This window comes from Caballeronia sp. LZ028 (assembly GCF_031451415.1).
Lineage (GTDB): Bacteria > Pseudomonadota > Gammaproteobacteria > Burkholderiales > Burkholderiaceae > Caballeronia > Caballeronia zhejiangensis.
Map to the genome: position 1 here is coordinate 2,987,567 of NZ_JARUXN010000001.1, position 24,737 is coordinate 3,012,303.

Here is a 24,737-nt window from a genome sequence, read left to right on the forward strand (position 1 = left end):
CGATTCCGAAGAACCAGCCGCACTCGCCATCAAGCGCCCACACTTATCGGCTGTTAGTTTTTAAAGAGCACATCGCAAGACAAGCCTTACTTCAACTTCTGTCTTGCGTCGCTGCATCAGCAGCAGAGAAACGAGATTATGAAGAACGTTTCGGTTCGTGTCAACAAGTTTTTGAAACGTTTCTTATCGATTCGACCTACTCGTCTTACCGACTCAAAGCAAACGGGTCGTGCGGACATCGCACGACCCGTCGACATAAGTCTTGGTGCCGGCTGCAGGACTCGAACCCGCCACCTGATGATTACAAATCAACTGCTCTACCAGATGAGCTAAGCCGGCGAAGCACCGAATTCTACTTCATTTAACGACTTTGAGGTGAGACCTCGCAGGCGATTTCGAATCGTCATCCGCTGCAGTTTGCGCATCCTCTTTCGGCGCGGTGTCTGCGGGTTCCTCGATCTGCCGCGTATCGCGCTCGGCCGATCGCGCGCCCACGGGAGCGCTCGTCAAATCCGAGCCGGAATGCGACTGCTCGACCGGGAACGCCATCCCCTGTCCGTTCTCGCGTGCGTAGATAGCGAGCACGTTCGCGACCTGCACTTCGATCTTGTGTGACTTGCCGGAGAAACGCGCGCTGAACTCGATCCACTCGTTGCCCATCTGCAACTGGCTCGTCGCCTCGAAACTGATGTTCAACACGATCTCGTCGTTGCGGACGAACTGGCGCGGCACGCGCGTAGCCGCATCGACCCGAACGGCGATGTGAGGCGTAAAACCATTGTCCGTGCACCATTCGTACAGTGCGCGCAACAAATACGGCTTGGTGGAAATCTCTTGCATCAACTTTCCTCTGTCGGAATGCGGCCGCGCAACGCGCGCCGCCGCGTCCCAACGCACTCAAACTATCGACGCATCACCTTTTCGGAAGGCGTCAGCGCTTCAATATAGGCCGGACGGCTGAAAATCCGCTCGGCGTACTTCATCAACGGTGCTGCGTTCTTCGACAGTTCGATGCCGTAGTGATCCAGACGCCACAGCAGCGGCGCAATCGCGACGTCGAGCATCGAGAACTCCTCTCCCAGCATGTACTTGTTCTTCAGGAAGATCGGGGCGAGCTGAGTGAGGCGATCGCGGATCGCGCTGCGCGCCTTCTCGTGATTCTTCTCGGCGGCCTTGCCCTTTTCGTTTTCCAGCGTGCCGACGTGAACGAACAGTTCCTTTTCGAAGTTCAGCAGGAACAGGCGTGCGCGGGCGCGCTGCACCGGATCGGCCGGCATGAGTTGCGGATGCGGAAAACGCTCGTCGATATATTCGTTAATGATATTCGACTCGTACAGGATCAGGTCACGCTCGACGAGGATCGGGACCTGTCCGTAAGGGTTCATCACCGCGATGTCTTCCGGCTTGTTGAACAGGTCAACGTCGCGAATCTCGAAATCCATGCCCTTTTCGAACAACACCAGCCGGCAGCGCTGGGAGAAGGGGCAAGTAGTGCCGGAATACAGAACCATCATGTTTTTAAAGTTCCTTCAGTAAACTCGAAGGGCCGGCCGCGGCGTTTCCTCGCGGAAAACGCCGTCGCGCCGACCCACGCCTTCGAAGGCGCGCTATTTGATATCTTTCCAGTATGCCGCGTTCAGGCGCCACGCGAGGAAGCTCAAGAACGCCAGGAACAGCAAAACCCAGACGCCGAGCCGCTTGCGCGTCTGCTGCGCGGGTTCCGCCATCCACGACATGTACGAAACGAGATCGGCCACAGTTGAATCATAATCCACGGACGACATGGCACCAGGTGTAACCTGAGTGTAACCGACGAATCTTCGTACCTTTTCGCCCGTCTTTTCGTCCGTATCGGTCTCGAATTTCGCGTCCCGGACGCCTTGGAGCGTCCAAAGCACGTGCGGCATGCCGACGTTTTCGTAGACGCGATTATTCCAGCCGGTCGGCCGCGTCGGATCGTGATAGAAACTCCGCAGGTACGTGTAGAGCCAGTCCCTGCCGCGCGCCCGCGCTTCGACGGACAGATCCGGCGGCGACGCACCGAACCACGCTTTCGCATCTTCCGGGCGCATCGCGATCGACATCGTGTTGCCGACCTTGTCCGTAGTAAAGAGCAGATTCTCTCGAATCTGCTTCTCGCTGATGCCGATATCGGTCAGCCGGTTGTACCGCATCAACGTCGCGCTGTGGCAATTCAGGCAGTAGTTTACAAAAACTTGTGCGCCGTGCTGCAAGGACGCGAGATTGTCCGAACTGTCGGGCGCCCGATCGAGCACCGCTTCTTCCTGCGCGAACGCCGGCGGTGCGCAGAACGAGAGCATCGCCGCACCGATCATCGCTATTGTAGAGAGCCATTTTTTCATCGTATTCGTCTCCGGACGTGCGCTCAGTGAGGTTTGTAGTGCACTCGCTCAGGCGGCGTCTTGAATTTGCCGCGCGGCGTCCAGAAAGGCATGCCGAGGAAGAACGCGAAGTAGATCAGCGCGCAGATCTGCGCGATCAGCGTCGCGGCCGGCGATGGCGGTCGCGTGCCCAGGAAGCCGAGCATCAGGAACGCGAACACGAATATCGCGTAGAAGACCTTGTGAAAGAGCGGCCGATAGCGAATCGACTTCACCGGACTGCGGTCCAGCCAGGGCAGGAAGAACAGCGACACGACCGCCGTGCCCATCACGACGACGCCCCAGAACTTCGATTCCGTCAGCGCCATGAAAACCAGCACCACCACGGCGAGCACCGGCAGGCCGAGCTTCCATTTCCCGCGCGCCTTGACGAGCGCGAGCACGCCGAGCAGCGCGATCACGATCATCAGCACGATCTTGAACGGATCGGTCGTCGCGCGAAGCATCGCGTAGAACGCGGTGAAGTACCACACCGGCGCAATTTCCGGCGGCGTCTGCAACGGATTGGCCGGCACGAAGTTGTTGGCTTCGAGGAAATAGCCGCCCATTTCCGGCGCGAAAAAGATGATCGCCGCGAAGATCAGCAGGAACACGCACACGCCCATGAAGTCGTGCACCGAGTAGTACGGATGAAACGGAATGCCGTCGAGCGGAATGCCGTTCGCGTCCTTCTTCGCCTTGATCTCGACGCCGTCCGGATTATTCGAGCCGACTTCGTGCAGCGCGACGAGGTGCGCGACCACGAGTCCGATCAGCACAAGCGGAATCGCGATGACATGGAACGCGAAGAAGCGGTTCAGCGTGACATCGGAGACGACGTAATCGCCGCGAATCCACAGCGACAGATCCGGACCGATGAACGGAATCGCCGAGAACAGGTTGACGATCACCTGCGCGCCCCAGAACGACATCTGCCCCCACGGCAGCAGATAGCCGAAGAACGCTTCGGCCATGAGGCACAGGAAGATCGCGCAACCGAAGATCCACACGAGTTCGCGCGGCTTGCGATACGACCCGTACATCAGCCCGCGGAACATGTGCAGATACACGACGACGAAGAACATCGACGCGCCCGTCGAATGCATGTAGCGAATGAGCCAGCCCCACGGCACCTCGCGCATGATGTACTCGACCGAGGCGAACGCGAGCGTCGCATCGGGCTTGTAGTTCATCGTGAGGAAAATACCGGTGACGATCTGATTCACCAGCACCAGCAACGCGAGCGAGCCGAAGAAGTACCAGAAGTTGAAGTTCTTCGGCGCGTAATACTCGGATACGTGTTTCTTCCAGGTCGAGGTCAGCGGAAACCGGCGATCGATCCAACCGGTCAGGCCCGTTGTCTCTACTTCCTTGTCTGCGGTCGCCATTTACGCCTCTCCCTTTTCGTCCTTGCCGATCACGAGTTGCGTCGCGGAAGTGAACATGAACGGTGGAATGTCCAGGTTCTGCGGCGCGGGCTTGTTCTTGAAGACGCGGCCGGCCATGTCATAGGTCGAGCCGTGGCACGGGCAAAGGAAGCCGCCCGGCCAGTTATCGGGGAGATTGGGTTGGGGACCCTCGGTGAAACGCGGCGTCGGCGTGCAGCCCAGATGCGTGCACACGGCAACCGCCACGAAAATGTTCTTGTGATCCGCGCGCGAACGATACTCGTTGTTGCAGTACTCGGGCAACGGCATCGAGAATTCCATCTTCGACTTCGGGTCGGCTACTTCGTTGTCGGCCTTCTTGACGTCGGCCAGCATTTCGTCGGTGCGATTCACGATCCACACCGGCTTGCCGCGCCAGGCGACGGTCATCATGTCGCCCGGCTTCAGTCCGCTGATATCGACCTCGACAGGCGCGCCCGCCGCCTTGGCCTTCTCCGATGGAGCAAACGAACCTACAAAGGGAACTACGGTTGCCACTGCTCCGAAACCACCTGCTGCGGTCGTCGCAATCAGCCAGGTACGGCGGCCGCCGTCGACGCGTTTTTCATCCTTGTCTCGCATCACACGCCCCACTTCTGAGTTGGATTTATACCGTCACATCAGTTGTTCCGCCGTTAGTGTGCGCGAATGGAGTTGGCATTTACAAGGGCTGACTAGCAAAAATCACTCGAAGTGATTGATGCTTCAGGGTTTTCCCCACGTTTTTCGCGCAACATCGTGAAGCGTTCATTTAAGGCAACCGCAAGCGCAGATAATCGCGCCCACAGCTTAATCGGTCATTAAACCGGATTATCGATATCGATAAAAAGATGCTCGATATCGAATTGCTCGGACAGATGCGCGCCCAGGGCCTGCACGCCATAGCGCTCCGTCGCGTGATGCCCGGCCGCGATGTACGCCACGCCCGATTCCGCCGCGATATGCATGGTTTGCTCCGAGACTTCGCCGCTCAGATACACGTCCGCGCCCGCCGCGATGGCCTCTTCGAAGTAACCTTGTGCGCCGCCCGTGCACCACGCCACGCGGCGCAATTCCTTGTCTGTGTCGCCGAACACGAGCGGCTTCCTGCCGAGCGCGTTCTCGACCATCGCGCTGAAGTGCTCGAGCGGGAGCGGCATGCCGAGCGTCGCGATCCAGCCGAGATCCTGATTCGCGAAGCGCGCGTCCGCGATCAGTCCGAGGCGTGCGCCGATCTGCGCGTTGTTGCCGAGTTCCGGATGCGAGTCGAGCGGAAGATGATAGGCGAAGAGATTGATGTCGTTGGCAATCAGCGTGCGCAATCTTCGATGCTTGCGCCCGGTGATCTGCGGCGCCTCATTGCGCCAGAAGTAGCCGTGATGCACGAGCACCGTGTCCGCGCCCCACTCCAGCGCGGCTTCGAGAAAGGCTTGCGAGGCGGTCACGCCGGTTGCGATCTTCTGCACGCGGCGCGCGCCTTCAACCTGCAGACCGTTCGGGCAATAGTCCTTGAAGCGGCCGATTTCCAGCAGATTGTTCAGATACAATTCGAGTTCGATCCGATCCATGAATTCCTCTATCCCTTCAAATGCTTAGACGCTTCTGGCTATTTTTTGCCCAAGCGGTCACCGTGCTTTTGGCCCTGATGTTCATCATCGCGACCTTGAAGCCGCAGTGGCTTCAACGTCAGGGTCAATTCGGCAAGCAGCTTGCCGAGCCGATCGTCGCGTTGCAGGAAGTGGCGCCGAGCATCGGCTCGCGCCCCGTTCAGTCGTCCTTTTCGGAAGGCGCGCAAAAGGCGATGCCGGCCGTCGTGAACGTGTTCTCCAGCAAGGACGGCAATCTGCCGCCCGACCCGCGCGCGAAAGACCCGCTGTTCCGCTACTTCTTCGGCGACAAGAACAAGCGCAAGAGCGACGAGCCGCCCGCGTCGAATCTCGGCTCCGGTGTCATCGTCAGCTCGGAAGGTTACATTCTAACGAACCAGCATGTCGTCGACGGGGCGGATCAAATCGAAGTCGCGCTCGCCGATGGTCGCACGTCCAGCGCGAAAGTGATCGGCGTCGATCCGGAAACCGACCTCGCCGTGCTGAAGATCAACATGACCAACCTGCCGACCATCACGCTCGGGCGAATGGATCAGACGCGCGTCGGCGATGTCGTGCTCGCGATCGGCAATCCGTTCGGCGTCGGCCAGACGGTCACGATGGGCATCGTCAGCGCGCTCGGGCGTAATCACCTCGGCATCAACACGTTCGAGAACTTCATCCAGACCGACGCCGCCATCAACCCCGGCAATTCGGGCGGTGCGCTGGTCGACGTGAACGGCAACCTGCTGGGCATCAACACGGCGATCTATTCGCGCAGCGGCGGCTCGCTCGGCATCGGCTTCGCGATTCCCGTGTCGACCGCGCGCAGCGTGCTGGAAAGCATCATCACGACGGGCAGCGTGACGCGCGGCTGGATCGGCGTCGAACCGCAGGACGTGACGCCGGAGATCGCCGAATCGTTCGGGCTGGATCAGAAGTCCGGCGCGATTGTCGCGGGCGTGCTGCAGGGCGGCCCGGCGGACAAGGCGGGCATCAAGCCGGGCGATATCCTCGTGTCAATCAACGACGACACGATCACCGACACGACGCGCCTGCTCAACGTCGTCGCGCAGATCAAGCCGGGCACGTCGGTGAAGGTCCATCTGATGCGCAAGAACAAGGAACTGGATCTCAACGTGATGATCGGCAAGCGCCCCGCGCCGCCGCGCGCACCGCAAATGCCGGATGACGATCAAGGCGATCAGGGCGACGAGTAAAACGCGACGTCCGTAAAACGAAAAGGCAGCTTCGATGGCTCGAAGCTGCCTTTTTCTTATCTCGAACACTCGCTCTGGCGCGACAATACGCCGCACTTTACTCCGCCGCCGGCTCCTCGTTCTTGACCTGTTCCTTGCCGACGACGAGCCGCGCCGCGATGATCCCCGCTTCATAAAGAATGACGAGGGGAATCGCGAGAATGAGTTGCGAGAAAACGTCGGGCGGCGTGACGACCGCGGAAATGATGAACGCGCCGACGATCACGTAAGGACGAATCTGCTTGAGCTTTTGAATCGACACGACGCCCATGCGCGCAAGCAGCACGACGACGATCGGCACCTCGAACGTCACGCCGAACGCGATGAACATCGTCAGCACGAAGCTCAGGTAATTGTCGATATCCGTGGTCATCTCCGCGCCGAGCGGCGCGTTGTAGTGCGCCATCACGCGGAAGATGGTCGGGAACACGACGAAGTACGCGAACGCCATGCCGCACAGAAAAAGCGTATAGCTGCTGAAAACGAGCGGCCCGACGAGCTTCTTTTCATGCTGATACAAACCCGGCGCGACGAACGCCCAGACCTGATACAGCACGAAGGGCAGCGCGATCACGAAGGCGACGAGCATCGTGACTTTCATCGGCACGAAGAACGAGCCGGTGACGTCCGTGACGATCATCTTGCCGTCCGCGGGCAGGTTCTGCATCAGCGGACGCGCCAGCAACTTGAAGATGTCCGGCGCCCAATACACAAGCGCGATGAACACGACGATGACCGATGCGCCCGCGCGGATGATGCGGTCGCGCAATTCGACCAGATGCGAAATGAACGTCTCTTCGACGGGCTCTTCTTTAGTGTGTTGCGGGTCGCTCACGCCGGCCCTCGGTAGAAATCATCGATGAAGGAATCGCGGCACGCTCAGAAGAACTTCGTCTGCCGGCGCAGGGTGGCGGGCGTGTGGCGAGCGACGCGCGCCGCGCCCGATTGAACCCGCGTGCGACGCGAGGTCGTGCGCTTGTACCAGTTGGGAATCGCCGCCTGCTTCACGCGCCAGTTCTTGCGCCGGGTCGACGTCGATGAAGACGTAGCGGCCCAGGGCTTGTCCGACGCGGCGCTGTCCGCTGAATCAGCGCCGCCAGCGATGCTCGGCGCGACCGACGTGCCGTCTTTCCAGGCATCGTTCAGCTCGGATTCGTGGCGCTTCAGCGTGTCGTGAATCGTCGATTCGACATTCGACGCCGCGTTTTCGAACTCGGTCCGCATTTTCTTCAGCTCATCGAGTTCCATCTCGCGCGCGACTTCCGATTTGACGTCGTTGATATAGCGCTGCGCGCGCCCGAAGAGCGCCCCCGCCGTACGTGCGACGCCGGGCAGGCGCTCCGGCCCGAGGACCACCAGCGCCACGACGCCGATGACCGCCATTTTGGTCAGACCGAGATCGAGCATTGAACGAAAAGTGGAGAGTTACCGTCGGCAGACGGATCAGCGATAGTCGCCCGAGCGCGACTTGTCTTTCGCCTCGACGTCCACGGCGCCGTTACGCGGCAGTTCGCGCTGATCGGCCGAATTCGCCGGCGTGTCGCCCTCGCGCATACCTTCCTTGAAGCCCTTCACCGCGCCGCCCAGATCGCCGCCGATATTGCGCAGCTTCTTCGTGCCGAACACGAGCGCCACGATCAGCAGAACGATCAACCAATGCCAAATGCTTAACGAACCCATGAATGAAAACTCTCCGTGATTCCGCCCCGATTTGGGTACCGATGACGGAAGATCGGCCTGGCGGCCCCGGCCGAGGCACGTCGCCTCGGCTCAACTATCGATTTTGCTCGCCCAATATTTCATTGGAAAGGAGAATGCAAACAAAGATTGCAGCATTACCCCATTCGGCGCCACGGGCGCTCGCCGGCCAACAAATGCGCGTGGATGTGATACACCTCTTGCCCGCCGCCCGGACCGGTATTGATTACCGTTCGAAAGCCGGTGTCGCCTCCCGTGTAGGAGACACCCAGATCTTTCGCCAACCGTCCGACGAGACTCACCATTCTACCAAGTAGCGGACTGTCACTTTCTGTGCAGTGGGAAAGTGTTTCAATATGTTTGCGCGGAATGACCAGCACGTGCACCGGCGCGGCAGGATTGATGTCGTTGAAGGCGACGAACTCATCGTCCTCATAGACCTTCGTGCTCGGCAGTTGCCCGGAAGCGATCTTGCAGAAAATGCAGTTGTCTTGACTCATTGAGTTGCCGGATTTCGTTGACGGATGTGATCAAAACCACGCGCGCGGTTCGATCGGCTTGTTCTCGTAGAGAAACAGCCAGCCTTTGATGATGCGATAAAGCGTCCAGATGCTGACCGCACCGAGAATCAGAAAGCCGATGCCGATCCAGATCGTCGCGAAACCGATCACGTGGCCCAGCACCGCCCACCAGAAGGTGCGGATCTGCCAGGTGAAGTGATCTTCGTACGGCGTGCCCGCCGCATCGCCGCGCTTGATGTAGTTGAGGATGATCGCGACCAGTCCCGTGAGACCGCCGGTCAGCCAATAGACGGCGTACAAGCCGTACAGAACATGCGTGAACGTGCGCATGTTGCGCAGGCGTTCGGGATCGTTCGCGTTCTGAACGACGGGCGGCGGATAGGGTTCATATTGCCGGTTCATTCGTGCCCTCCTTCGCTGATGCCAGACGCTCGTCAGCCGCCGTTCTGCTCACGCTCGCGCGACTTGCGCAGCGCCTTTTCCTCGATTCCCGACAGACCTTCGCGACGTTCCAGTTCCGCGACCACGTCGGCGGGGCTCAGATCGAAATGGGACAGCATGACGAGACAATGAAACCACAGATCGGCGACTTCGCCGACGAGCGCCTTCGGCGCGCCGCCATGACGGGCGTCCTTCGCGGCAAGCACGACTTCCGTCGCTTCCTCGCCGATCTTCTTCAGGACCGCATCGTCGCCCTTGTGAAAGAGTCGGGAAACGTAAGATTGTTCCGGATCGCCGCCCTTGCGACTGTCGATGACCGAGGCGAGGCGCAGCAGCGTGTCCAGCGTATTGGCTTGCGTCATTTGTAGATGCTTTCTGGGTCTTTCAGGACCGGCTCGACGGCGACCCACTCGCCGTTCTCCGCCGTGCCTTCGAATTTCTGGAAAAAACAGGAATGGCGGCCGGTGTGGCACGCGATGCCCGAAACCTGCTCGACCTTGAGCAGCACGACGTCTTCGTCGCAATCGAGGCGCACGTCGTGAACGTGCTGAACGTGGCCCGACTCTTCTCCCTTGAACCACAGGCGCTGCCGCGAGCGCGAGAAATACACCGCGCGCTTCAGTTCGATGGTCTTTGCGAGCGCCTCGCGATTCATCCACGCGAACATGAGCACGTCGTTGGTCGATGCTTCCTGCGCGATCACCGGCACGAGGCCGTTCGCGTCCCACTTGACTTTGTCGAGCCAGATCATCTGATCGCTCACGGTTTCAAGTCCTCACCGAAATGCCGTGATCGGCCATGAAGCGCTTCGCTTCGCCGACGGTGTGCTCGCCGTAGTGGAAGATGCTCGCGGCAAGCACCGCGTCCGCGTGACCTTCGACGATGCCATCCGCCAGATGCTGCAACGATCCGACGCCGCCCGACGCGATCACCGGCACCGGCACCGCGTCCGACACGGCGCGCGTCAACGCGAGATCGAAGCCGGCTTTGGTGCCGTCACGATCCATGCTGGTGAGCAGGATTTCGCCCGCGCCGAATTCGGCCATCTTGCGCGCCCATTCGATCGCGTCGATGCCCGTCGCCTTGCGGCCGCCGTGCGTGAAGACTTCCCAGCGCGGCGTTTCGCCTTCGGCCGACACGCGTTTCGCATCGATCGCGACGACGATGCACTGCGAGCCGTGCTTGTCCGACGCGTCGCGCACGAGTTGCGGATTCGCGACCGCCGACGAATTCATGCTGATCTTGTCCGCGCCCGCGTTGAGCAGACGCCGCACGTCTTCGACCGCGCGCACGCCGCCGCCGACCGTCAGCGGAATGAACACCTGCGACGCCACCGATTCGATGATCGGCAGAATGAGATCGCGTTGATCGGAAGTCGCGGTGATATCGAGGAACGTGAGTTCGTCGGCGCCCTGATCGTCGTAACGCCGCGCGATTTCGACGGGATCGCCCGCGTCGCGCAGTTCGACGAAATTGACGCCCTTCACGACGCGGCCGGCGGTCACGTCGAGACAGGGAATGATGCGTTTTGCGAGAGCCATGTTCTTGCCACTTACGGAGTAAGGGCGGCGCCGCGGCCGCCCGGAGTGCTGCTCAGATGTGCTCGCGCTCGGGCGTATCAGGCGCCGTCGGCCTCGCGCAGCGCGTCGGCGCGGGTCTGGGCGGCCTTGAAATCGAGATCGCCGGAGTAGATCGCGCGGCCGCAGATCACGCCTTCGATGCCTTCGTCCTCGACTTCGCAGAGCGATTCGATGTCCGCGATGCTCGACAGCCCGCCGCTCGCGATCACTGGAATCTTCACCGCCCGCGCGAGACGCACGGTTGCTTCGAGGTTGAGGCCCTGAAGCATGCCGTCACGGCCGATGTCCGTGTAGATGATCGATTCGCAGCCGTAGTCTTCGAACTTGCGGCCGAGATCGACGACCTCGTGACCGGTGAGCTTGCTCCAGCCGTCCGTCGCGACCTTGCCGTCCTTCGCGTCCAGTCCGACGATGATGTGTCCCCCGAACGCGCTGCACGCGTCCTGCAGGAAGCCCGGATTCTTCACCGCCGCCGTGCCGATGATGATGTACGACAGGCCGTCGTCCAGATAGCGCTCGATGGTTTCCAGATCGCGGATGCCGCCGCCCAACTGCACGGGAATCTCGCTGCCGACTTCATCGAGGATCGCGCGGATCGCGTCGCCGTTTCTGGGCTTGCCGGCGAACGCGCCGTTCAGATCGACCAGATGCAATCGCCGTGCGCCGCGATCGACCCAATGTCGGGCCATGGCCGCCGGATCCTCTGAAAAAATGGTCGCCTGGTCCATATCGCCCTGCTTGAGGCGCACGCACTGACCGTCCTTAAGATCGATGGCCGGAATGAGCAGCATAGGTATCGCGTATTTTCTGGGTGAAGTTGATCAAAACGGCGCGCGTGCGGTCTTTCGTGCCTGTGCCGCGGGCCGTCTCGCTAGTGTAGTACAAGTCTTGCAACGGTCATGCGCCCGTAGTAATAGGCGAAAACGCTAGCGGGCACGGTATTTCACGGGTTCCAGTGCACGAAATTGCGATAGAGACGCAATCCTGCGTCCGCGCTCTTTTCGGGGTGGAATTGGGTGGCGAAGATATTGTCGCGCGCCACCGCCGACGTGAACGCGCTGCCGTACACGGTCTCGCCGGATGTGTGAGCCGGATTGTCCGGCACCACGTAGTAGCTGTGGACGAAGTAGAAGAACGCGCCGTCCGCGACGCCGTCCCAGACCGGATGCGCCTGTGTCTGACGCACGCGATTCCAGCCCATTTGCGGCACCTTGAAGCGCGAGCCGTCGTCCTGCAGCAGACCGTCGAGCTGGAAGCGCACGACCTTGCCGGGCAGAAGACCGAGGCCCTTCGTGTCGCCTTCCTCGCTCCAGTCGAAGAGCATCTGCTCGCCGACGCACACGCCGAGCATCGGCTTTTCGCGCGCCGCCTGCATCACCGCTTCCTGCAGGCCGGATTCGGCGAGATGCCCCATGCAGTCGCGCATCGCGCCCTGGCCCGGCAGCACGACGCGATCCGCCGCGTGAATGCCTTGCGGCTGATCGACGATCGCCACGTTCGCTTCGGGTGCAGCCTTCTTCAGCGCCTGGTAGACCGAGCGCAGGTTGCCCATTCCGTAATCAACAATCGCAATCGAAGTATTCATTTCAAAGATGGCATCAAGGCCTTCAACCCGTCGACGATGAACTCCACCGCCAATGCGGACAACATCAAACCCATGAGACGCGTGCCGATGTTGATTCCCGTGCGCCCGACGACGCGCGCGATCGGCTCGGCGAGATTCAGCGCGCCGAAGCACAGCCCCGCGATGATCGCGCCCAGCACGACGAGCCCGAAGCGGTCGTACCAGTGTTGCGCATTCGCAGCATAGACGATCACCGTGCTGATCGAGCCGGGACCGGTGAGCAGCGGAATCGCGAGCGGCACGACCGCGATGCTATTGCGCTCCTCGGCTTCCATGCGTTCTTCCGGCGTCGAACGCGCATTGCCGACCTGCGCGTTCAACATGCTGATCGCCATGAGCAGCATGATGATGCCGCCGCCCACTTCGAACGACCCGACCGAAATCCCGAAGAACGCGATGATCTGCTGGCCGAGCAGCGCCGTCACCGCGATCACGCAGAAGACTGAAATCGAAGCGACGCGAATCGTGTTGCGTCTTTCGAGATCGGATTGCTGCGAGGTCAGGCTGAGAAAAAACGGTATCGCGCCGATCGGGTTGATCAGCGCGAGCAATGAGATAAACGACTTGAACAAATCCATCTTTTTTCCGGCGCAGCAACGCGCCGAACCGGTCAGTCGGCTTAGAGACTGCCTTTGGTCGACGGAATCTGCCCCGCCGCGCGCTCGTCGACTTCGCACGCCATGCGCAGCGCGCGGCCGAACGCCTTGAACACGGTTTCGACCTGATGATGCGCGTTGATGCCGCGCAGGTTGTCGATATGCAGCGTCACGCCGGCGTGATTCACGAATCCGCGGAAGAATTCGATGGTCAGATCGACGTCGAACGTGCCGATGCGCGCGCGCGTGAACGGCACATGGAACTCGAGCCCCGGACGCCCCGAAAAATCGATGACGACGCGCGACAGCGCTTCGTCGAGCGGTACGTACGAATGCCCGTAACGGCGAATGCCCTTGCGGTCGCCGATGGCCTTCGCGATGGCCATTCCGAGCGTGATGCCGGTGTCTTCTACCGTATGGTGATCGTCGATATGGAGGTCGCCATGCGCTTCGATGTCGAGATCGATGAGCCCGTGACGGGCAATCTGGTCGAGCATGTGATCGAGGAACGGGACGCCGGTGGCGAGCTTCTGCTTGCCGGTGCCGTCCAGATCGAGCTTCACACGGATCTGCGTTTCGCTGGTGTTGCGAACGACTTCCGCAATACGCATGGTGATTCCTTGAGACTTAATCGAGAGTGGGGAGCTTCTTGAGCGCGGCGATCATTTGCGCGTTTTCTTCGGCAGAGCCGACCGTCAAACGCACGCAGTTAGCCAGCAATGGGTGCATTTTACCCACGTTTTTTACCAAAACCCGCGAAGTCAGAAGGGTTTCGAAAGCAACGGCGGCGTCCGGAACGCGCACGAGCAGGAAATTGCCCGCGCTCGGGAATACCGTCATGCCGGGCAGCGCCGCCACTTCGCGTGCGAGTTTCGTGCGTTGCGCGCGCAGTTCGGCCGCTTGAGCGTCGAGCACGTCGAGGTGATCGAGCAGGAAATCGGCCGTGGCCTGCGTCAGCACGTTGATGTTGTACGGCGGGCGCACTTTGTCGAACTGCGTGATCCACGAGGGCCGGCCCGCCATGTAGCCGAGACGGATGCCCGCGAGCCCGAGCTTCGAGACAGTCCGCATCACGACGACGTTGTCGAACTCCGCCGCGCGCGGCATCCAGCTTTTTTCGGCGAACGGCTGATACGCCTCGTCGATCACGACGAGACTCTTCTTCGACGCGGCGATCACGCGTTCGATGTCGGCGTCGTCGTAGAGCGTGCCGGTCGGGTTGTTCGGATACGCCAGATAGACGAGCGCCGGCGCGTGTTCATCGATGGCGGCGACGAGCGCGTCGGCGTCGAGCGTGAAGTCGGCCTTCAGCGGCACACCGATGAACTCGAGATGCGCGAATTTCGCCGACATTTCGTACATCACGAAGCCCGGCACCGGAGCGACGACCTTCGCGCCCGGCTTCGAGCACGCGACCGACATCATGCTGATGAGCTCGTCCGAACCGTTGCCGAGCAGCACGTCGCAGGCGTCGGGCACGTTCATGGTGCGCTTGATGTTGGCGAGCAATTCCGCCGGACGCGGCGCGGGATAACGGTTCAGCGCGACGCCCGCGAGATGCTCGCCCAATGCTTTGGCGAGGTCGACGGGCAGCGTGTAGGGATTTTCCATCGCGTCGAGCTTGATGAGGCCCGTGGCATCGGGCACGGGATAGCTCGTCATCGCGAGGACGTCGGGTCGGATGATGTCTTGTGATGTCGTCATGTTTTCCCGGCGTCTCTCTCGCCGGTTCGGGTGGCGGCTCTCAGGCCGCCTCGTTCATTCGGGCCGGTTTTCGCTTCAGCCGACTTTTTTCATCCGGTATTCGGCGCTCTTCGCGTGCGCCTGCAGGCCTTCGCCGTACGCCAGTTCCGCCGCGATTTCGCCGAGCGTCTGCGCGCCGTCCGCGCTCACTTCGATCACGCTCGAACGCTTCATGAAGTCGTAGACGCCGAGCGGCGACGAGAAGCGCGCGGTGCGCGACGTCGGCAATACGTGGTTCGGGCCCGCGCAGTAATCGCCGAGGCTTTCGCTCGTGTAGCGGCCGAGGAACATCGCGCCTGCGTTGTGAATTTGCGCGGCCCACTGATGCGGATCGAGCGCGGAAATCTCAAGATGCTCCGGCGCGATATCGTTGGCGATCGCGCACGCCTCGGCCATGTCCTTCACCTTGATGAGCGCGCCGCGATCTTCGAGCGAGCGCTGGATGACGTCGCGACGCGGCATCGCCGGCAGCAGCTCGACGATCGCGTCTTCCACGCGCTGGATGAAGTCGTCGTCCGGGCACAGCAGAATGGATTGCGCGAGTTCGTCGTGCTCGGCCTGCGAGAAGAGGTCCATCGCGACCCAGCGCGGATCGGTGGTGGCGTCGCAGATCACGAGAATTTCGGACGGCCCCGCGATCATGTCGATGCCGACCGTGCCGAACACGCGCCGCTTCGCCGACGCGACATACGCGTTACCCGGACCGCAAATCTTGTCGACGGCAGGCACGCTTTGCGTGCCGTACGCGAGCGCGGCCACCGCTTGCGCGCCGCCGATCGTGAACACGCGATCCACGCCGCCGAGCAGCGCCGCCGCGAGCACCAGCGGATTCTTCACGCCATCGGGCGTCGGCACGACCATCACGATTTCCTTCACGCCCGCCACGCGCGCCGGAATCGCGTTCATCAGCACGGACGACGGATACGCCGCCTTGCCGCCCGGCACATAGATGCCCGCGCGATCGAGCGGCGTGACCTTCTGGCCGAGCACGGTGCCGTCGGCTTCGGTGTAGTGCCAGCTATGGCTGCCGCATTCGATGCGCTGCTTCTCGTGATAGCCGCGCACGCGCGCCGCCGCCGCTTCGAGCGCCGCGCGGCGCTTCGGTTCGAGCCCTTCGAGCGCGGCTTCCATCTCCGAGAGCGGCAGTTCGAGCGCCGCGACGCTGTCCGCCTTCAGACGATCGAACTTGTTGGTGTATTCGAGCACGGCTTCGTCGCCGCGCGCCTTCACGTCCGCGAGAATCTGCGCGACCGAGCGCTCGATCGCCTCATCCTCGCTCGCTTCGAACGCGAGGACCGCACGCAGCGCCTTCTGGAAACCGTCGGCGCTGGAATCGAGTTTGCGAATCTTGATAGACATGCTGGTTTTCCGTTTTGCTGTTGGCGCGCCGCGTCGTGCGGCCCGCCTAATTTCCCTTGCTGACCGTCGCGCGCTCGAACGCGTCGAGGAACGGCTTGAGCGCCGCGCGCTTCAGCTTCAGCGCCGCCTGATTCACGACGAGGCGCGAGGAAATCTGCATGATCTCTTCGACTTCGACGAGATTGTTCGCCCGCAGCGTGCCGCCCGAGCTGACCAGATCGACGATCGCATCGGCCAGGCCGACGAGCGGCGCGAGTTCCATCGATCCGTACAGCTTGATCAGATCGACGTGCACGCCCTTCGCCGCGAAATGCTGACGCGCGGTTTCCGTGTACTTCGTCGCGACCTTCAGACGCGCGCCCTGGCGCACCGCGCTCGCATAGTCGAACCCGTTCTTCACGGCCACCGACATACGGCAGCGCGCGATATCGAGATCGACCGGCTGATACAGGCCGCTGCCGCCGTGCTCGATCAGCACGTCCTTACCCGCGACGCCGAAATCGGCCGCGCCGTACTCGACGTAAGTCGGCACATCGGTCGCGCGCACGATGATCACGCGCAAATTCGGATTCGTCGTCGGAAGGATCAGTTTGCGCGAGCTTTCCGGATCTTCGGCCACCTGCACGCCGGCGGCGGCGAGCAGCGGCAGCGTCTCCTCGAAGATACGCCCTTTCGACAACGCGAGCGTGAGGGGCGCGCTCGGCTGCACCGACGACGACGTCTGCGGCAGCGAACTCATTGCTCGCTCCCGCTGCCCTTGATGCGGCGCACGTTCGCGCCGACCGCCGTCAGCTTCGATTCCATGCGGTCGTAGCCGCGATCCAGATGGTAGATGCGGTCGATCAGCGTTTCGCCGTCCGCGCACATCGCCGCGATCACGAGACTCGCCGACGCGCGCAGATCGGTCGCCATGACCTTCGCGCCGGACAGCTTCTCGACGCCGGCGATGAGCGCCGTGTTGCCGTCGATGGTGATGCTCGCGCCCAGACGATTCAGCTCCTGAACGTGCATGAAGCGGTTCTCGAAGATCGTCTCGACGACTTGCGAGGTGCCCTTCGCGATCGTGTTGAGCGCCATGAACTGCGCCTGCATGTCGGTCGGGAACGCGGGGTATTCGGACGTGCGGATATTCACCGCCTCGGCGCGCTTGCCCATACGCACGCGCATCCAGTCGTCGCCTTCCTCGATCGTCACGCCGGCTTCGCGCAGCTTCGCCGTCACGGCGTCGAGCAGATGCGAGCTCACGCGACGCAGCGTGACGTCGCCGCCCGCGGCCGCGACCGCGCACAGGAACGTGCCCGCTTCAATGCGGTCCGGCACGACGTCGTGCTTCGCGCCGTGCAGCTTGTCGACGCCCTGAATCACGAGACGGTCGGTGCCGATGCCGTCGATCTTCGCGCCCATCTTCACGAGCAGATGCGCGAGGTCGCTCACTTCGGGTTCGCGCGCGGCGTTCTCGATGACCGTCTCGCCGTCGGCCAGCACCGCCGCCATCAGCAGGTTCTCGGTGCCGGTGACGGTGATCATGTCGGTGATGATGCGCGCGCCCTTCAGACGCTTCGCGCGCGCTTCGATGAAGCCGTGCTCGATGTTGATCTCGGCGCCCATCGCCTGCAGGCCCTTGATGTGCTGATCGACCGGACGCGCGCCGATCGCGCAGCCGCCGGGCAGCGACACCTTCGCTTCGCCGAAGCGCGCGACGAGCGGACCGAGCACGAGAATCGACGCGCGCATCGTCTTGACCATTTCGTACGGCGCGACGAGCTTGTCGACCTTCGACGCGTTGAGGTTCACGCGCCCGTCGCCGGACACTTCGGACTGCACGCCCATCTGGCGCAACAGCTTGACCATCGTGCGAACGTCCTGAAGATTCGGCACGTTCGACAGATGGACGTCGTCGGCGGTGAGAAGGCTTGCGCAAAGAATCGGCAGCGCCGCGTTCTTCGCACCCGAAACGGTGATTTCGCCGGAGAGCTTCGCGCCTCCCGTGATGACCAGTTTATCCATGGCTTGTCCTTCGACCGAGCTGCCTGCGGTGCCCTTTTCAGCGCCGCCGTTGTCTTGAATGAATCGCACTCTTTACTGCCTTTGTCTTTCCGGTGATGCCGGTGTTACGTGTGTTGAGTCGTATGACCTGATTTGGCTTCGCCGGGTGGACTCAGGCCGATTTCCACTCGTCGGGGGTCAGGGTCTTCATGCTGAGTGCATGAATCTCCTGTTTCATGCGCTCGCCGAGCGCCGCATAAACCAGTTGATGACGCGCGATCAGCCGCTTGCCGACGAACGCGTCGCTCACGATGGTCGCGAAAAAATGCTGGCCATCGCCCTCCACTTCCAAATGCTGGCAAGCGAGGCCTTTGGCGATGTAATCCTTCACCTGCTCCGGAGTCGGCAACATGGTGGAAGTCTCCTTGAGAATTAGTGACGCAGCTTGTAGCCGCTCGCGAGCAGTCGCACGGCGATCAACGCCAGCACGGCCAAAAATCCGCCGACGATGCCGAGGCTCATCAACGGATTCACGTCGGACAGGCCGAAGAAGCCATAGCGAAAGCCGTCGATCATGTAGAAGAACGGGTTCAGATGCGACACCGCGCGCCACACGGGCGGCAGCGTATGTGTCGAGTAGAACACGCCTGAAAGAAACGTGAGCGGCATGATGAGGAAGTTCTGGAACGCGGCCAGCTGGTCGAACTTGTCGGCCCAGATGCCCGCGATCAGACCCAGCGTGCCGAGAATGCCCGAACCGAGGATCGCGAACGCAATGATGTAAAGCGGCGCGGAAAACGACATCGGGATGAACCATATCGTCACGACGAACACGCCGAAGCCGACGCACAGGCCGCGCACGACCGACGCCAGCACATACGCAAAGAACATCTCCCAATGCGCGATCGGCGGCAGCAGCACGAACACCAGATTGCCGGTGATCTTCGACTGGATCAGCGACGACGAACTGTTCGCGAACGCGTTCTGCAGCACGCTCATCATCACGAGGCCGGGCACGAGAAAACTCGTATAACCGACGCCGGGATACACCTCGACGCGGCCGGAAAGCGCATGACCGAAGATCGTCAGGTACAGAAGCGCCGTCACGATCGGCGCGAGGACCGTCTGAAACGAAACCTTCCAGAAGCGCAGCAGCTCCTTGTAGAACAACGTCTGGAAGCCGCTCATGAAAGTCCCTCGACCACTTCCGGCTCGTTCATCACCTGCACGAACACGTCTTCCAGATCCGCCTTGCGCACTTCGATTTCATCGAACGTGCAGCCGGCCGCGCGGCATTTCGCGAGAATCGGCTCGACGTCGTCATAGCTCGCGAGACGCAGCAGATGTTGCGCGCCCATCACCGCGTGCGGATCGACTTCGAGCGCGCGCAAGTCCGCCGGCAACGCGCCGTTCGACAGACGCAGATACAGTTGCATGCCCGAAAAGCGCTGCAGCAGCGTGCTCGTGCGTTCGAGGGCGACGACTTCGCCGCGACGAAGCATCGCGAGCCGATGACACAGCGACTCGGCTTCTTCGAGATAGTGCGTCGTCAGGACGATCGTGTGGCCCTCGCGATTCAGGCGCGAGATGAATTTCCAGAGTGTCTGACGCAGTTCGACATCGACGCCGGCGGTGGGCTCGTCGAGCACGATCACCGGCGGCCGATGCACGAGCGCCTGCGCCACGAGCACGCGGCGCTTCATCCCGCCCGAGAGGGCGCGCGTGTTGACGTCGGCTTTCTCGGTGAGATCGAGATTGGCCATGACCTCGTCGATCCAGTCGTCGTTGTTGCGCAAGCCGAAATAGCCCGACTGGATGCGCAACGACTCGCGCACGGTGAAGAACGGATCGAACACCAGTTCCTGCGGCACGACGCCGAGCGCACGGCGCGCGGCCCGGAAGTCGCTGACGACATCGTGACCACGCACGGAGATCGTGCCGCTATCGGCGCGCGCCAGACCGGCCAGAATGCTGATCAACGTGGTTTTGCCCGCACCGTTGGGGCCGAGCAAGCCGAAGAACTCGCCCTCTTCCACCGTGAGGCTCACGCCTTTGAGCGCCTGGAGATCCTTGTAGCGCTTCCTGACGTTTCGGATTTCTATGGCTGACATGGACAGTGCGCGCGCCTCGTGCGGCCGCGCCTCGATTGTGCGGACTTTCGCCTGACGTTCCCTTCCTCAGACAAAAAGGGCCGGGAGCGGCTGCGAAAAAAACGTTTGATTATAGGGCAAAGCCGTTGGAGCCGACTTCGGAGCGATCCTGATTGCGGCGACGCAGCGCCGCCGCTTCTGCGCGGAGTCAGAACAGGATCAATGTCGGAACGAGAGGAGCGTATCGACGCCATAGGCTCGCGCAAGACTGACGAGCCCGGAAGGAAGATTGACGACGCCGAGCGCGGCGCCGCGCGCGGTGGCTGCGCGCTGCCATGCGAGCAGCACGGCGAGCGCGGAAGAATCGAACTGCGTGAGCGGCGCGCAATCGACTTCGGTCGCGCCCGCAGCGATGCGCGACAGACCCGCTTCGAGCGCGGCCTTCGCGCTCTCGTGGGTCAGCGTCGCGGCCGTCTGAAAACGGCCGCCTGTGGCTGGCGTGCTCACGATGCCTTGCCGCTCGCGAGTTGCTCGTTACGCTGCGTCAGGAACTGCAGCAAGCCGCTCACGCCATTGCGCGAGATCTGCTCGTTGAATTGCTGCTGATACGCCTGGATCAGCCACGCGCCGAGCACGTTGATGTCGTACACGCGCCAGCCTTGCGCCGTCTTGTACAGGCGATAGTCGAGCTCGACCGGCGAGCCGTTGTTCATCACGACCGAGCGGACAACGACGTCGGTGTCGTCCGGATTGGCGCGGAACGGCTTGTATTGAACCGTCTGGTCGCGCACTTGCGCGAGCGCGCCGGAATACGTGCGGATCAGGAGCATCTTGAACTGCTCGACGATCTGCTTCTGCTGTTCGGGCGTCGCCGAATTCCAGTTGCGGCCCATCACGAGACGCGTCGTGCGCGTGAAATCCGTGTACGGCAGGATCTTTTGATTGACGAGCTCGGTGATCTTGTTGATGTCGCCCGAGCGGATCTTCGAGTCCGACTTGATTTCGTCGAGGACTTGTTGCGTGACCGTCTTGATCATCGTGTCGGGCGAGCTCGTATCGACGCTTTGCGCCGACGCTGTGCCACAAAACGCGACGAACATCGCGAAGATGGGGAGAAGCAAGAATTTTTTCATCACGGACCCTGCAAAAGTAGATGCTCCGGTTTGAGCGCGCCGCCCGATTCGAGTTCAGGCGACGCGGCATCCAAAGCGTAAGAAATATCGTTAGATATGTTACCGCGCGTTAGCGACAGGCCGCTCAACGCAAGCGGAATGAAGGGAAACCCGGCGGCGCGCGCGGCGGAACATACTGGTTGCCCGGCACGGTGTTGGCGCTACCGCTCGCCGGTGCGGGTGCCGCCGCCGTACCCGAAGCCGCCGATGCGGCCGCGGCAGGCGCCGCCGTCGCCGATGCGCCTTCCGTGCCTTCATCGCCGTAATTCGGCAGCGGCGCTTCGCCGTAGTCCGGCATGCTGCCGTCGCCGCCCGAAATCAGATACTGACGACGCTGCAAGTATGCGTTTCGGACGAACGAATACTTGTCGAGCGCGGCATCGGCGAGCACGTCGGTCGCCCCCAGAAGATTTGCGCGCACGTTGACGAGGTTCACGCCATAGAGCGCCCAGCTCACCGAATCCGGGCTCACGTAGGTGAGCGGATTGCCGAAATAGTCGACCACGAGTCCGGCGGAATCTCGCACCGTGCTCGGCCCGAGCAGCGGCAGCACCACGTACGGACCGGACGGCACGCCATAGTGGCCGAGCGTCAGCCCGAAATCGCCGGAATGCTTCGGCAGCCGCGCGATGGTCGCGACGTCGAACAGGCCGCCGACGCCGAACAGCGTGTTGATCGCGACGCGCATGATGTCCGACACGCCGTCCGCAATTTTCAGTTGCGCCAGATTGTTCGCGGCGATGTACACGTCGCCGATATTCGAGAAGAAGTTGGTCACGCTGTTGCGCACCGGCTCCGGTACGAGCCACACGTAACCCTTCGCCACCGGCTTCACCGCGTACTGATCAACAGTGTCGTTGATCGTGAACATCGTCCGGTTATAGCTCTCGAATGGGTCCCCTTTGGTCGGCGTCGTCACCGTCGCGCAACCGGTGAGCGCAACGACGCCCGCCACCATGATTGCGCGCCGCATCCCAATCGCCTGCATGTTCTTCTCCTTATTGAGCGGCGCCCGATGCGGCGCTCGCACCTGCCGCGCCCGCCGCACCCGATGCGCCCATCGCGCTCGCCGCGCCCGGGAAAGCCGGCGCGGGTGCGGGCTCGGGCACAGCCGGCGCCCCCGACGATTTCGAGGCGCCCGAATCCGCCGCCTTGTTGTAGAGGAACTGGCCGATCAGGTTTTCGAGCACCACGGCCGATTGCGTCATCGTGATGGTGTCGCCGTTCTTGAGCATCTGATCGTCGCCGCCCGGCTCGAGGCCGATGTATTGCTCGCCGAGCAAGCCGGAAGTCAGGATCTTCGCGGACGAATCCTTCGGAAACTGATACTGCTTGTCGATATCGATCGTGACCACGGCCTGATACGTGTTCGCATCGAAGCCGATGCTGCCGACGCGCCCGACCGTCACGCCCGCGCTCTTCACGGGCGCGCGCGCCTTCAGTCCGCCGATGTTGTCGAACTTCAGTTTCACCGCGTAGGTTTGCTGGAACGACAGGGAGCTCATGTTGCCCGCCTTCAGCGCGAGAAAGAGCAGCGCCACGAAACCGAGCACCACGAAGAGGCCGACCCAAAAGTCGAGAGCAGTCTTTTTCATCGTCTTCCCAAAGAGAATCTTTTCGCAGATGGCGCGTGACGGTCTGTGCCCTTCACAACGCCTGCGCCTCGTGCGGCGCCTGCGCTTGGTTCATTAGCTGAACATCAGTGCGGTGAGCAGGAAATCGAGCCCGAGCACGGCGAGCGACGCATACACGACCGTTTTCGTCGTCGCGCGCGACACGCCTTCGGGCGTTGGCCGTGCTTCGTAGCCCTGGAACAACGCGATGAACGTCACCGCGAAGCCGAACACGATGCTCTTGATGACGCCGTTCCCGACATCGCGCCACACGTCCACGCCGCCTTGCATCTGCGACCAGAACGCGCCCGGATCGACGCCGATCAGCATCACGCCGACGACATAGCCGCCGATGATGCCGACCGCGCTGAAAATGGCCGCCAGCACCGGCATAGCGACGATGCCCGCCCACATGCGCGGCGCGACGACCACCTTGAGCGGATCGACCGCCATCATTTCCATGGCGGTGAGTTGCTCGCCGGCTTTCATCAAGCCGATTTCGGCGGTCAGCGACGTGCCCGCGCGCCCCGCGAACAGTAGCGCCGTGACGACCGGCCCGAGCTCGCGCACGAGCGAGAGCGCCACCAGAAGCCCGAGCGCCTGTTCCGAACCGTAGCGGCTCAGCGTGTAATAGCCCTGCAAGCCGAGCACGAAGCCGACGAACAAACCCGACACCGCGATGATGACGAGCGAATAATTGCCGACGAAGTGGATCTGTTTCGTGACGAGGCGCGGGCGGCGCAACAGCGGAAAAAATTCGACCACGAGGCGCAGGAACATGCGCGTTGCGTAGCCTGCGGTGCCGAAACCGTCGAGCACCCAGCGTCCGAGCGCGCTGATCATGCCTGCCCTCCGATGCCGAAATCTGCGGCGAGCGGCGTGCTCGCATAGTGGAACTTGAATGGGCCGTCGGGCGTGCCGTCGATGAACTGGCGCACGGTCGGATCCTGCGATGCGCGCAGTTGCGCCGGCGTGCCTTCGGCGTGAATGCCGCCGTTCGCGATGAAATACACGTAGTCCGCGATCGCGAAGGATTCCGGTACGTCGTGCGTAACGAGAATGGACGTTGCGCCGAGCGCGTCGTTGATCGTGCGGATGAGTTGCGCCGTGATGCCGAGCGAAATGGGATCGAGGCCGGCGAACGGCTCGTCGTACATCATCAACTGGGGATCGAGCGCGATTGCGCGGGCGAGCGCCACGCGGCGCGCCATGCCGCCCGAAATCTCCGACGGCGCGAGATCGCGCGCGCCGCGCAGGCCGACCGCGTTCAGCTTCATCAGCACGAGATCGCGGATCAGCGCTTCTGGAAGGTCCGTGTGTTCGCGCAGCGGGAACGCGACGTTCTCGAACACCGTCTGGTCGGTGAACAACGCGCCGAACTGGAACAGCATGCCCATCTTCCGGCGCAGCGCGTACAGACCGTCGCGCGTCTGGGCGCCGACGTCCTGTCCGTCGAACATGACTTTGCCGCGACTCGCCTTCACGAGACCGCCGACCAGACGCAAGGTCGTGGTTTTGCCGCAGCCTGAGCCGCCCATGACCGCGACCACCTGCCCACGCGTGAATCGCATGTTCAGGTTCGACAGGACGAGCCGGTCGCCGTAGCCGAAGTCGACGTCGCGTAGCTCTAGCAGAGTCTCGGAGAAAGCAGGCACTGGGTAAGAGATTCCGTTGGCGCAAGA

At 62.0% G+C, this 24,737-nt stretch carries 32 protein-coding genes and 1 tRNA gene; 1 reads left to right on the top strand and 32 read right to left on the bottom strand.

From position 1 onward, the window contains the following. Positions 1–263: 263 nt before the first annotated feature. The 7 genes from QCE58_RS14080 to QCE58_RS14110 form a co-directional block, all read right to left on the bottom strand. Positions 264–339 (bottom strand) — tRNA-Thr (locus QCE58_RS14080). Between the two features lie 18 nt (positions 340–357). Beyond that, positions 358–840: a ClpXP protease specificity-enhancing factor gene (locus QCE58_RS14085; RefSeq protein WP_008344157.1), complete on the bottom strand. Its 483-nt coding sequence runs from the start codon at positions 838–840 to the stop codon at positions 358–360. A 62-nt stretch (positions 841–902) separates the two neighbouring features. Next, positions 903–1,514 carry a glutathione S-transferase N-terminal domain-containing protein gene (locus QCE58_RS14090; RefSeq protein WP_008344155.1) on the bottom strand — a complete coding sequence of 204 codons (612 nt, stop codon included), beginning with the start codon at positions 1,512–1,514 and terminating at the stop codon, positions 903–905. 93 nt (positions 1,515–1,607) lie between these two features. Beyond that, positions 1,608–2,363, bottom strand: coding sequence for a cytochrome c1 (locus QCE58_RS14095; protein ID WP_008344153.1), 756 nt, complete (start codon positions 2,361–2,363; stop codon positions 1,608–1,610). Positions 2,364–2,386: 23 nt separating this feature from the next. Continuing rightward, positions 2,387–3,769 (bottom strand): cytochrome bc complex cytochrome b subunit, encoded by a 1,383-nt coding sequence (locus QCE58_RS14100; RefSeq protein WP_250435251.1) that lies wholly within the window; start codon positions 3,767–3,769, stop codon positions 2,387–2,389. Further along, a complete protein-coding gene (gene petA, locus QCE58_RS14105; RefSeq protein WP_008344151.1) occupies positions 3,770–4,390 on the bottom strand; it encodes a ubiquinol-cytochrome c reductase iron-sulfur subunit in 621 nt (206 codons plus the stop codon). 218 nt (positions 4,391–4,608) lie between these two features. After that, the gene (locus tag QCE58_RS14110) at positions 4,609–5,355 is read right to left on the bottom strand and encodes a Nif3-like dinuclear metal center hexameric protein (protein WP_250481685.1); all 747 of its coding nucleotides are present in this window, start codon (positions 5,353–5,355) and stop codon (positions 4,609–4,611) included. A gap of 20 nt (positions 5,356–5,375) precedes the next feature. On the opposite strand from QCE58_RS14110, the gene QCE58_RS14115 reads away from it, so the two are divergent. After that, positions 5,376–6,593, top strand: coding sequence for a S1C family serine protease (locus tag QCE58_RS14115; protein ID WP_008344149.1), 1,218 nt, complete (start codon positions 5,376–5,378; stop codon positions 6,591–6,593). A 97-nt stretch (positions 6,594–6,690) separates the two neighbouring features. Here QCE58_RS14115 and tatC read toward each other — a convergent pair whose 3' ends face one another. The 25 genes from tatC to QCE58_RS14240 form a co-directional block, all read right to left on the bottom strand. Next, positions 6,691–7,467 carry a twin-arginine translocase subunit TatC gene (tatC, locus tag QCE58_RS14120; protein WP_008344148.1) on the bottom strand — a complete coding sequence of 259 codons (777 nt, stop codon included), beginning with the start codon at positions 7,465–7,467 and terminating at the stop codon, positions 6,691–6,693. A gap of 44 nt (positions 7,468–7,511) precedes the next feature. After that, positions 7,512–8,039 (bottom strand): Sec-independent protein translocase protein TatB, encoded by a 528-nt coding sequence (gene tatB / locus QCE58_RS14125; protein ID WP_008344147.1) that lies wholly within the window; start codon positions 8,037–8,039, stop codon positions 7,512–7,514. A gap of 36 nt (positions 8,040–8,075) precedes the next feature. Further along, on the bottom strand, positions 8,076–8,312 hold the full coding sequence (tatA, locus tag QCE58_RS14130; protein WP_008344146.1) for a Sec-independent protein translocase subunit TatA: 237 nt from the start codon (positions 8,310–8,312) through the stop codon (positions 8,076–8,078). A gap of 155 nt (positions 8,313–8,467) precedes the next feature. Then, positions 8,468–8,830 (bottom strand): histidine triad nucleotide-binding protein, encoded by a 363-nt coding sequence (locus QCE58_RS14135; protein ID WP_008344145.1) that lies wholly within the window; start codon positions 8,828–8,830, stop codon positions 8,468–8,470. A gap of 30 nt (positions 8,831–8,860) precedes the next feature. Next, positions 8,861–9,253: a membrane protein gene (locus tag QCE58_RS14140; protein WP_008344144.1), complete on the bottom strand. Its 393-nt coding sequence runs from the start codon at positions 9,251–9,253 to the stop codon at positions 8,861–8,863. A gap of 32 nt (positions 9,254–9,285) precedes the next feature. After that, entirely contained in the window at positions 9,286–9,654 is a 369-nt protein-coding gene (locus tag QCE58_RS14145; RefSeq protein WP_008344143.1) for a phosphoribosyl-ATP diphosphatase, read from the bottom strand. After that, positions 9,651–10,043, bottom strand: a complete 393-nt coding sequence (gene hisI, locus QCE58_RS14150) for a phosphoribosyl-AMP cyclohydrolase (RefSeq protein WP_174447750.1) — start codon at positions 10,041–10,043, stop codon at positions 9,651–9,653. The genes QCE58_RS14145 and hisI overlap by 4 nt, the downstream gene beginning before the upstream one ends. A 16-nt stretch (positions 10,044–10,059) precedes the next feature. Continuing rightward, positions 10,060–10,833 (bottom strand): imidazole glycerol phosphate synthase subunit HisF, encoded by a 774-nt coding sequence (hisF, locus tag QCE58_RS14155; RefSeq protein WP_008344141.1) that lies wholly within the window; start codon positions 10,831–10,833, stop codon positions 10,060–10,062. A 77-nt stretch (positions 10,834–10,910) separates the two neighbouring features. Continuing rightward, the gene (hisA, locus tag QCE58_RS14160; protein ID WP_008344140.1) at positions 10,911–11,663 is read right to left on the bottom strand and encodes a 1-(5-phosphoribosyl)-5-[(5-phosphoribosylamino)methylideneamino]imidazole-4-carboxamide isomerase; all 753 of its coding nucleotides are present in this window, start codon (positions 11,661–11,663) and stop codon (positions 10,911–10,913) included. Between the two features lie 152 nt (positions 11,664–11,815). Further along, positions 11,816–12,457 carry an imidazole glycerol phosphate synthase subunit HisH gene (gene hisH, locus QCE58_RS14165; RefSeq protein ID WP_008344139.1) on the bottom strand — a complete coding sequence of 214 codons (642 nt, stop codon included), beginning with the start codon at positions 12,455–12,457 and terminating at the stop codon, positions 11,816–11,818. Next, a complete protein-coding gene (locus QCE58_RS14170) occupies positions 12,454–13,074 on the bottom strand; it encodes a YchE family NAAT transporter (RefSeq protein ID WP_008344137.1) in 621 nt (206 codons plus the stop codon). Before QCE58_RS14170 ends, hisH begins: the two co-directional genes overlap by 4 nt. A gap of 41 nt (positions 13,075–13,115) precedes the next feature. Continuing rightward, on the bottom strand, positions 13,116–13,703 hold the full coding sequence (hisB, locus tag QCE58_RS14175; protein ID WP_008344136.1) for an imidazoleglycerol-phosphate dehydratase HisB: 588 nt from the start codon (positions 13,701–13,703) through the stop codon (positions 13,116–13,118). Between the two features lie 16 nt (positions 13,704–13,719). Next, entirely contained in the window at positions 13,720–14,796 is a 1,077-nt protein-coding gene (gene hisC, locus QCE58_RS14180; protein ID WP_250481687.1) for a histidinol-phosphate transaminase, read from the bottom strand. Between the two features lie 75 nt (positions 14,797–14,871). Further along, the gene (gene hisD, locus QCE58_RS14185; protein ID WP_008344133.1) at positions 14,872–16,194 is read right to left on the bottom strand and encodes a histidinol dehydrogenase; all 1,323 of its coding nucleotides are present in this window, start codon (positions 16,192–16,194) and stop codon (positions 14,872–14,874) included. A gap of 46 nt (positions 16,195–16,240) precedes the next feature. Then, the gene (gene hisG, locus QCE58_RS14190; protein ID WP_008344130.1) at positions 16,241–16,933 is read right to left on the bottom strand and encodes an ATP phosphoribosyltransferase; all 693 of its coding nucleotides are present in this window, start codon (positions 16,931–16,933) and stop codon (positions 16,241–16,243) included. Then, positions 16,930–18,201, bottom strand: a complete 1,272-nt coding sequence (gene murA / locus QCE58_RS14195) for a UDP-N-acetylglucosamine 1-carboxyvinyltransferase (RefSeq protein WP_008344128.1) — start codon at positions 18,199–18,201, stop codon at positions 16,930–16,932. The genes hisG and murA overlap by 4 nt, the downstream gene beginning before the upstream one ends. A 151-nt stretch (positions 18,202–18,352) precedes the next feature. Further along, positions 18,353–18,592, bottom strand: a complete 240-nt coding sequence (locus QCE58_RS14200) for a BolA family protein (RefSeq protein WP_008344127.1) — start codon at positions 18,590–18,592, stop codon at positions 18,353–18,355. Positions 18,593–18,612: 20 nt separating this feature from the next. Next, the gene (locus QCE58_RS14205) at positions 18,613–19,368 is read right to left on the bottom strand and encodes an ABC transporter permease (RefSeq protein WP_008344126.1); all 756 of its coding nucleotides are present in this window, start codon (positions 19,366–19,368) and stop codon (positions 18,613–18,615) included. Next, positions 19,365–20,291 (bottom strand): ABC transporter ATP-binding protein, encoded by a 927-nt coding sequence (locus tag QCE58_RS14210; protein WP_008344124.1) that lies wholly within the window; start codon positions 20,289–20,291, stop codon positions 19,365–19,367. Before QCE58_RS14210 ends, QCE58_RS14205 begins: the two co-directional genes overlap by 4 nt. A 198-nt stretch (positions 20,292–20,489) precedes the next feature. Further along, entirely contained in the window at positions 20,490–20,777 is a 288-nt protein-coding gene (locus tag QCE58_RS14215) for a lipid asymmetry maintenance protein MlaB (RefSeq protein ID WP_081851876.1), read from the bottom strand. After that, entirely contained in the window at positions 20,774–21,403 is a 630-nt protein-coding gene (locus tag QCE58_RS14220) for a phospholipid-binding protein MlaC (RefSeq protein ID WP_008344118.1), read from the bottom strand. Before QCE58_RS14220 ends, QCE58_RS14215 begins: the two co-directional genes overlap by 4 nt. A gap of 124 nt (positions 21,404–21,527) precedes the next feature. Then, entirely contained in the window at positions 21,528–22,430 is a 903-nt protein-coding gene (locus QCE58_RS14225; protein ID WP_008344117.1) for a VacJ family lipoprotein, read from the bottom strand. A 10-nt stretch (positions 22,431–22,440) separates the two neighbouring features. Further along, positions 22,441–23,037, bottom strand: a complete 597-nt coding sequence (mlaD, locus tag QCE58_RS14230) for an outer membrane lipid asymmetry maintenance protein MlaD (protein WP_008344116.1) — start codon at positions 23,035–23,037, stop codon at positions 22,441–22,443. A 93-nt stretch (positions 23,038–23,130) separates the two neighbouring features. Next, positions 23,131–23,898 (bottom strand): lipid asymmetry maintenance ABC transporter permease subunit MlaE, encoded by a 768-nt coding sequence (gene mlaE, locus QCE58_RS14235; RefSeq protein ID WP_008344114.1) that lies wholly within the window; start codon positions 23,896–23,898, stop codon positions 23,131–23,133. Further along, positions 23,895–24,710, bottom strand: a complete 816-nt coding sequence (locus QCE58_RS14240) for an ABC transporter ATP-binding protein (protein WP_008344112.1) — start codon at positions 24,708–24,710, stop codon at positions 23,895–23,897. The genes mlaE and QCE58_RS14240 overlap by 4 nt, the downstream gene beginning before the upstream one ends. Positions 24,711–24,737 lie beyond the last annotated feature (27 nt).

What these genes read in the sequence shown, in the direction of transcription:
- QCE58_RS14085 (WP_008344157.1), bottom strand. Translation starts at nt 840, where the DNA reads ATGCAAGAGATTTCCACCAAGCCGTATTTGTTGCGCGCACTGTACGAA.
- QCE58_RS14090 (WP_008344155.1), bottom strand. Translation starts at nt 1,514, where the DNA reads ATGATGGTTCTGTATTCCGGCACTACTTGCCCCTTCTCCCAGCGCTGC.
- QCE58_RS14095 (WP_008344153.1), bottom strand. Translation starts at nt 2,363, where the DNA reads ATGAAAAAATGGCTCTCTACAATAGCGATGATCGGTGCGGCGATGCTC.
- QCE58_RS14100 (WP_250435251.1), bottom strand. Translation starts at nt 3,769, where the DNA reads ATGGCGACCGCAGACAAGGAAGTAGAGACAACGGGCCTGACCGGTTGG.
- petA (WP_008344151.1), bottom strand. Translation starts at nt 4,390, where the DNA reads ATGCGAGACAAGGATGAAAAACGCGTCGACGGCGGCCGCCGTACCTGG.
- QCE58_RS14110 (WP_250481685.1), bottom strand. Translation starts at nt 5,355, where the DNA reads ATGGATCGGATCGAACTCGAATTGTATCTGAACAATCTGCTGGAAATC.
- QCE58_RS14115 (WP_008344149.1), top strand. Translation starts at nt 5,376, where the DNA reads ATGCTTAGACGCTTCTGGCTATTTTTTGCCCAAGCGGTCACCGTGCTT.
- tatB (WP_008344147.1), bottom strand. Translation starts at nt 8,039, where the DNA reads ATGCTCGATCTCGGTCTGACCAAAATGGCGGTCATCGGCGTCGTGGCG.
- tatA (WP_008344146.1), bottom strand. Translation starts at nt 8,312, where the DNA reads ATGGGTTCGTTAAGCATTTGGCATTGGTTGATCGTTCTGCTGATCGTG.
- QCE58_RS14135 (WP_008344145.1), bottom strand. Translation starts at nt 8,830, where the DNA reads ATGAGTCAAGACAACTGCATTTTCTGCAAGATCGCTTCCGGGCAACTG.
- QCE58_RS14140 (WP_008344144.1), bottom strand. Translation starts at nt 9,253, where the DNA reads ATGAACCGGCAATATGAACCCTATCCGCCGCCCGTCGTTCAGAACGCG.
- QCE58_RS14145 (WP_008344143.1), bottom strand. Translation starts at nt 9,654, where the DNA reads ATGACGCAAGCCAATACGCTGGACACGCTGCTGCGCCTCGCCTCGGTC.
- hisI (WP_174447750.1), bottom strand. Translation starts at nt 10,043, where the DNA reads ATGATCTGGCTCGACAAAGTCAAGTGGGACGCGAACGGCCTCGTGCCG.
- hisF (WP_008344141.1), bottom strand. Translation starts at nt 10,833, where the DNA reads ATGGCTCTCGCAAAACGCATCATTCCCTGTCTCGACGTGACCGCCGGC.
- hisA (WP_008344140.1), bottom strand. Translation starts at nt 11,663, where the DNA reads ATGCTGCTCATTCCGGCCATCGATCTTAAGGACGGTCAGTGCGTGCGC.
- hisH (WP_008344139.1), bottom strand. Translation starts at nt 12,457, where the DNA reads ATGAATACTTCGATTGCGATTGTTGATTACGGAATGGGCAACCTGCGC.
- QCE58_RS14170 (WP_008344137.1), bottom strand. Translation starts at nt 13,074, where the DNA reads ATGGATTTGTTCAAGTCGTTTATCTCATTGCTCGCGCTGATCAACCCG.
- hisB (WP_008344136.1), bottom strand. Translation starts at nt 13,703, where the DNA reads ATGCGTATTGCGGAAGTCGTTCGCAACACCAGCGAAACGCAGATCCGT.
- hisC (WP_250481687.1), bottom strand. Translation starts at nt 14,796, where the DNA reads ATGACGACATCACAAGACATCATCCGACCCGACGTCCTCGCGATGACG.
- hisD (WP_008344133.1), bottom strand. Translation starts at nt 16,194, where the DNA reads ATGTCTATCAAGATTCGCAAACTCGATTCCAGCGCCGACGGTTTCCAG.
- hisG (WP_008344130.1), bottom strand. Translation starts at nt 16,933, where the DNA reads ATGAGTTCGCTGCCGCAGACGTCGTCGTCGGTGCAGCCGAGCGCGCCC.
- murA (WP_008344128.1), bottom strand. Translation starts at nt 18,201, where the DNA reads ATGGATAAACTGGTCATCACGGGAGGCGCGAAGCTCTCCGGCGAAATC.
- QCE58_RS14200 (WP_008344127.1), bottom strand. Translation starts at nt 18,592, where the DNA reads ATGTTGCCGACTCCGGAGCAGGTGAAGGATTACATCGCCAAAGGCCTC.
- QCE58_RS14205 (WP_008344126.1), bottom strand. Translation starts at nt 19,368, where the DNA reads ATGAGCGGCTTCCAGACGTTGTTCTACAAGGAGCTGCTGCGCTTCTGG.
- QCE58_RS14210 (WP_008344124.1), bottom strand. Translation starts at nt 20,291, where the DNA reads ATGTCAGCCATAGAAATCCGAAACGTCAGGAAGCGCTACAAGGATCTC.
- QCE58_RS14220 (WP_008344118.1), bottom strand. Translation starts at nt 21,403, where the DNA reads ATGAAAAAATTCTTGCTTCTCCCCATCTTCGCGATGTTCGTCGCGTTT.
- QCE58_RS14225 (WP_008344117.1), bottom strand. Translation starts at nt 22,430, where the DNA reads ATGCAGGCGATTGGGATGCGGCGCGCAATCATGGTGGCGGGCGTCGTT.
- mlaD (WP_008344116.1), bottom strand. Translation starts at nt 23,037, where the DNA reads ATGAAAAAGACTGCTCTCGACTTTTGGGTCGGCCTCTTCGTGGTGCTC.
- mlaE (WP_008344114.1), bottom strand. Translation starts at nt 23,898, where the DNA reads ATGATCAGCGCGCTCGGACGCTGGGTGCTCGACGGTTTCGGCACCGCA.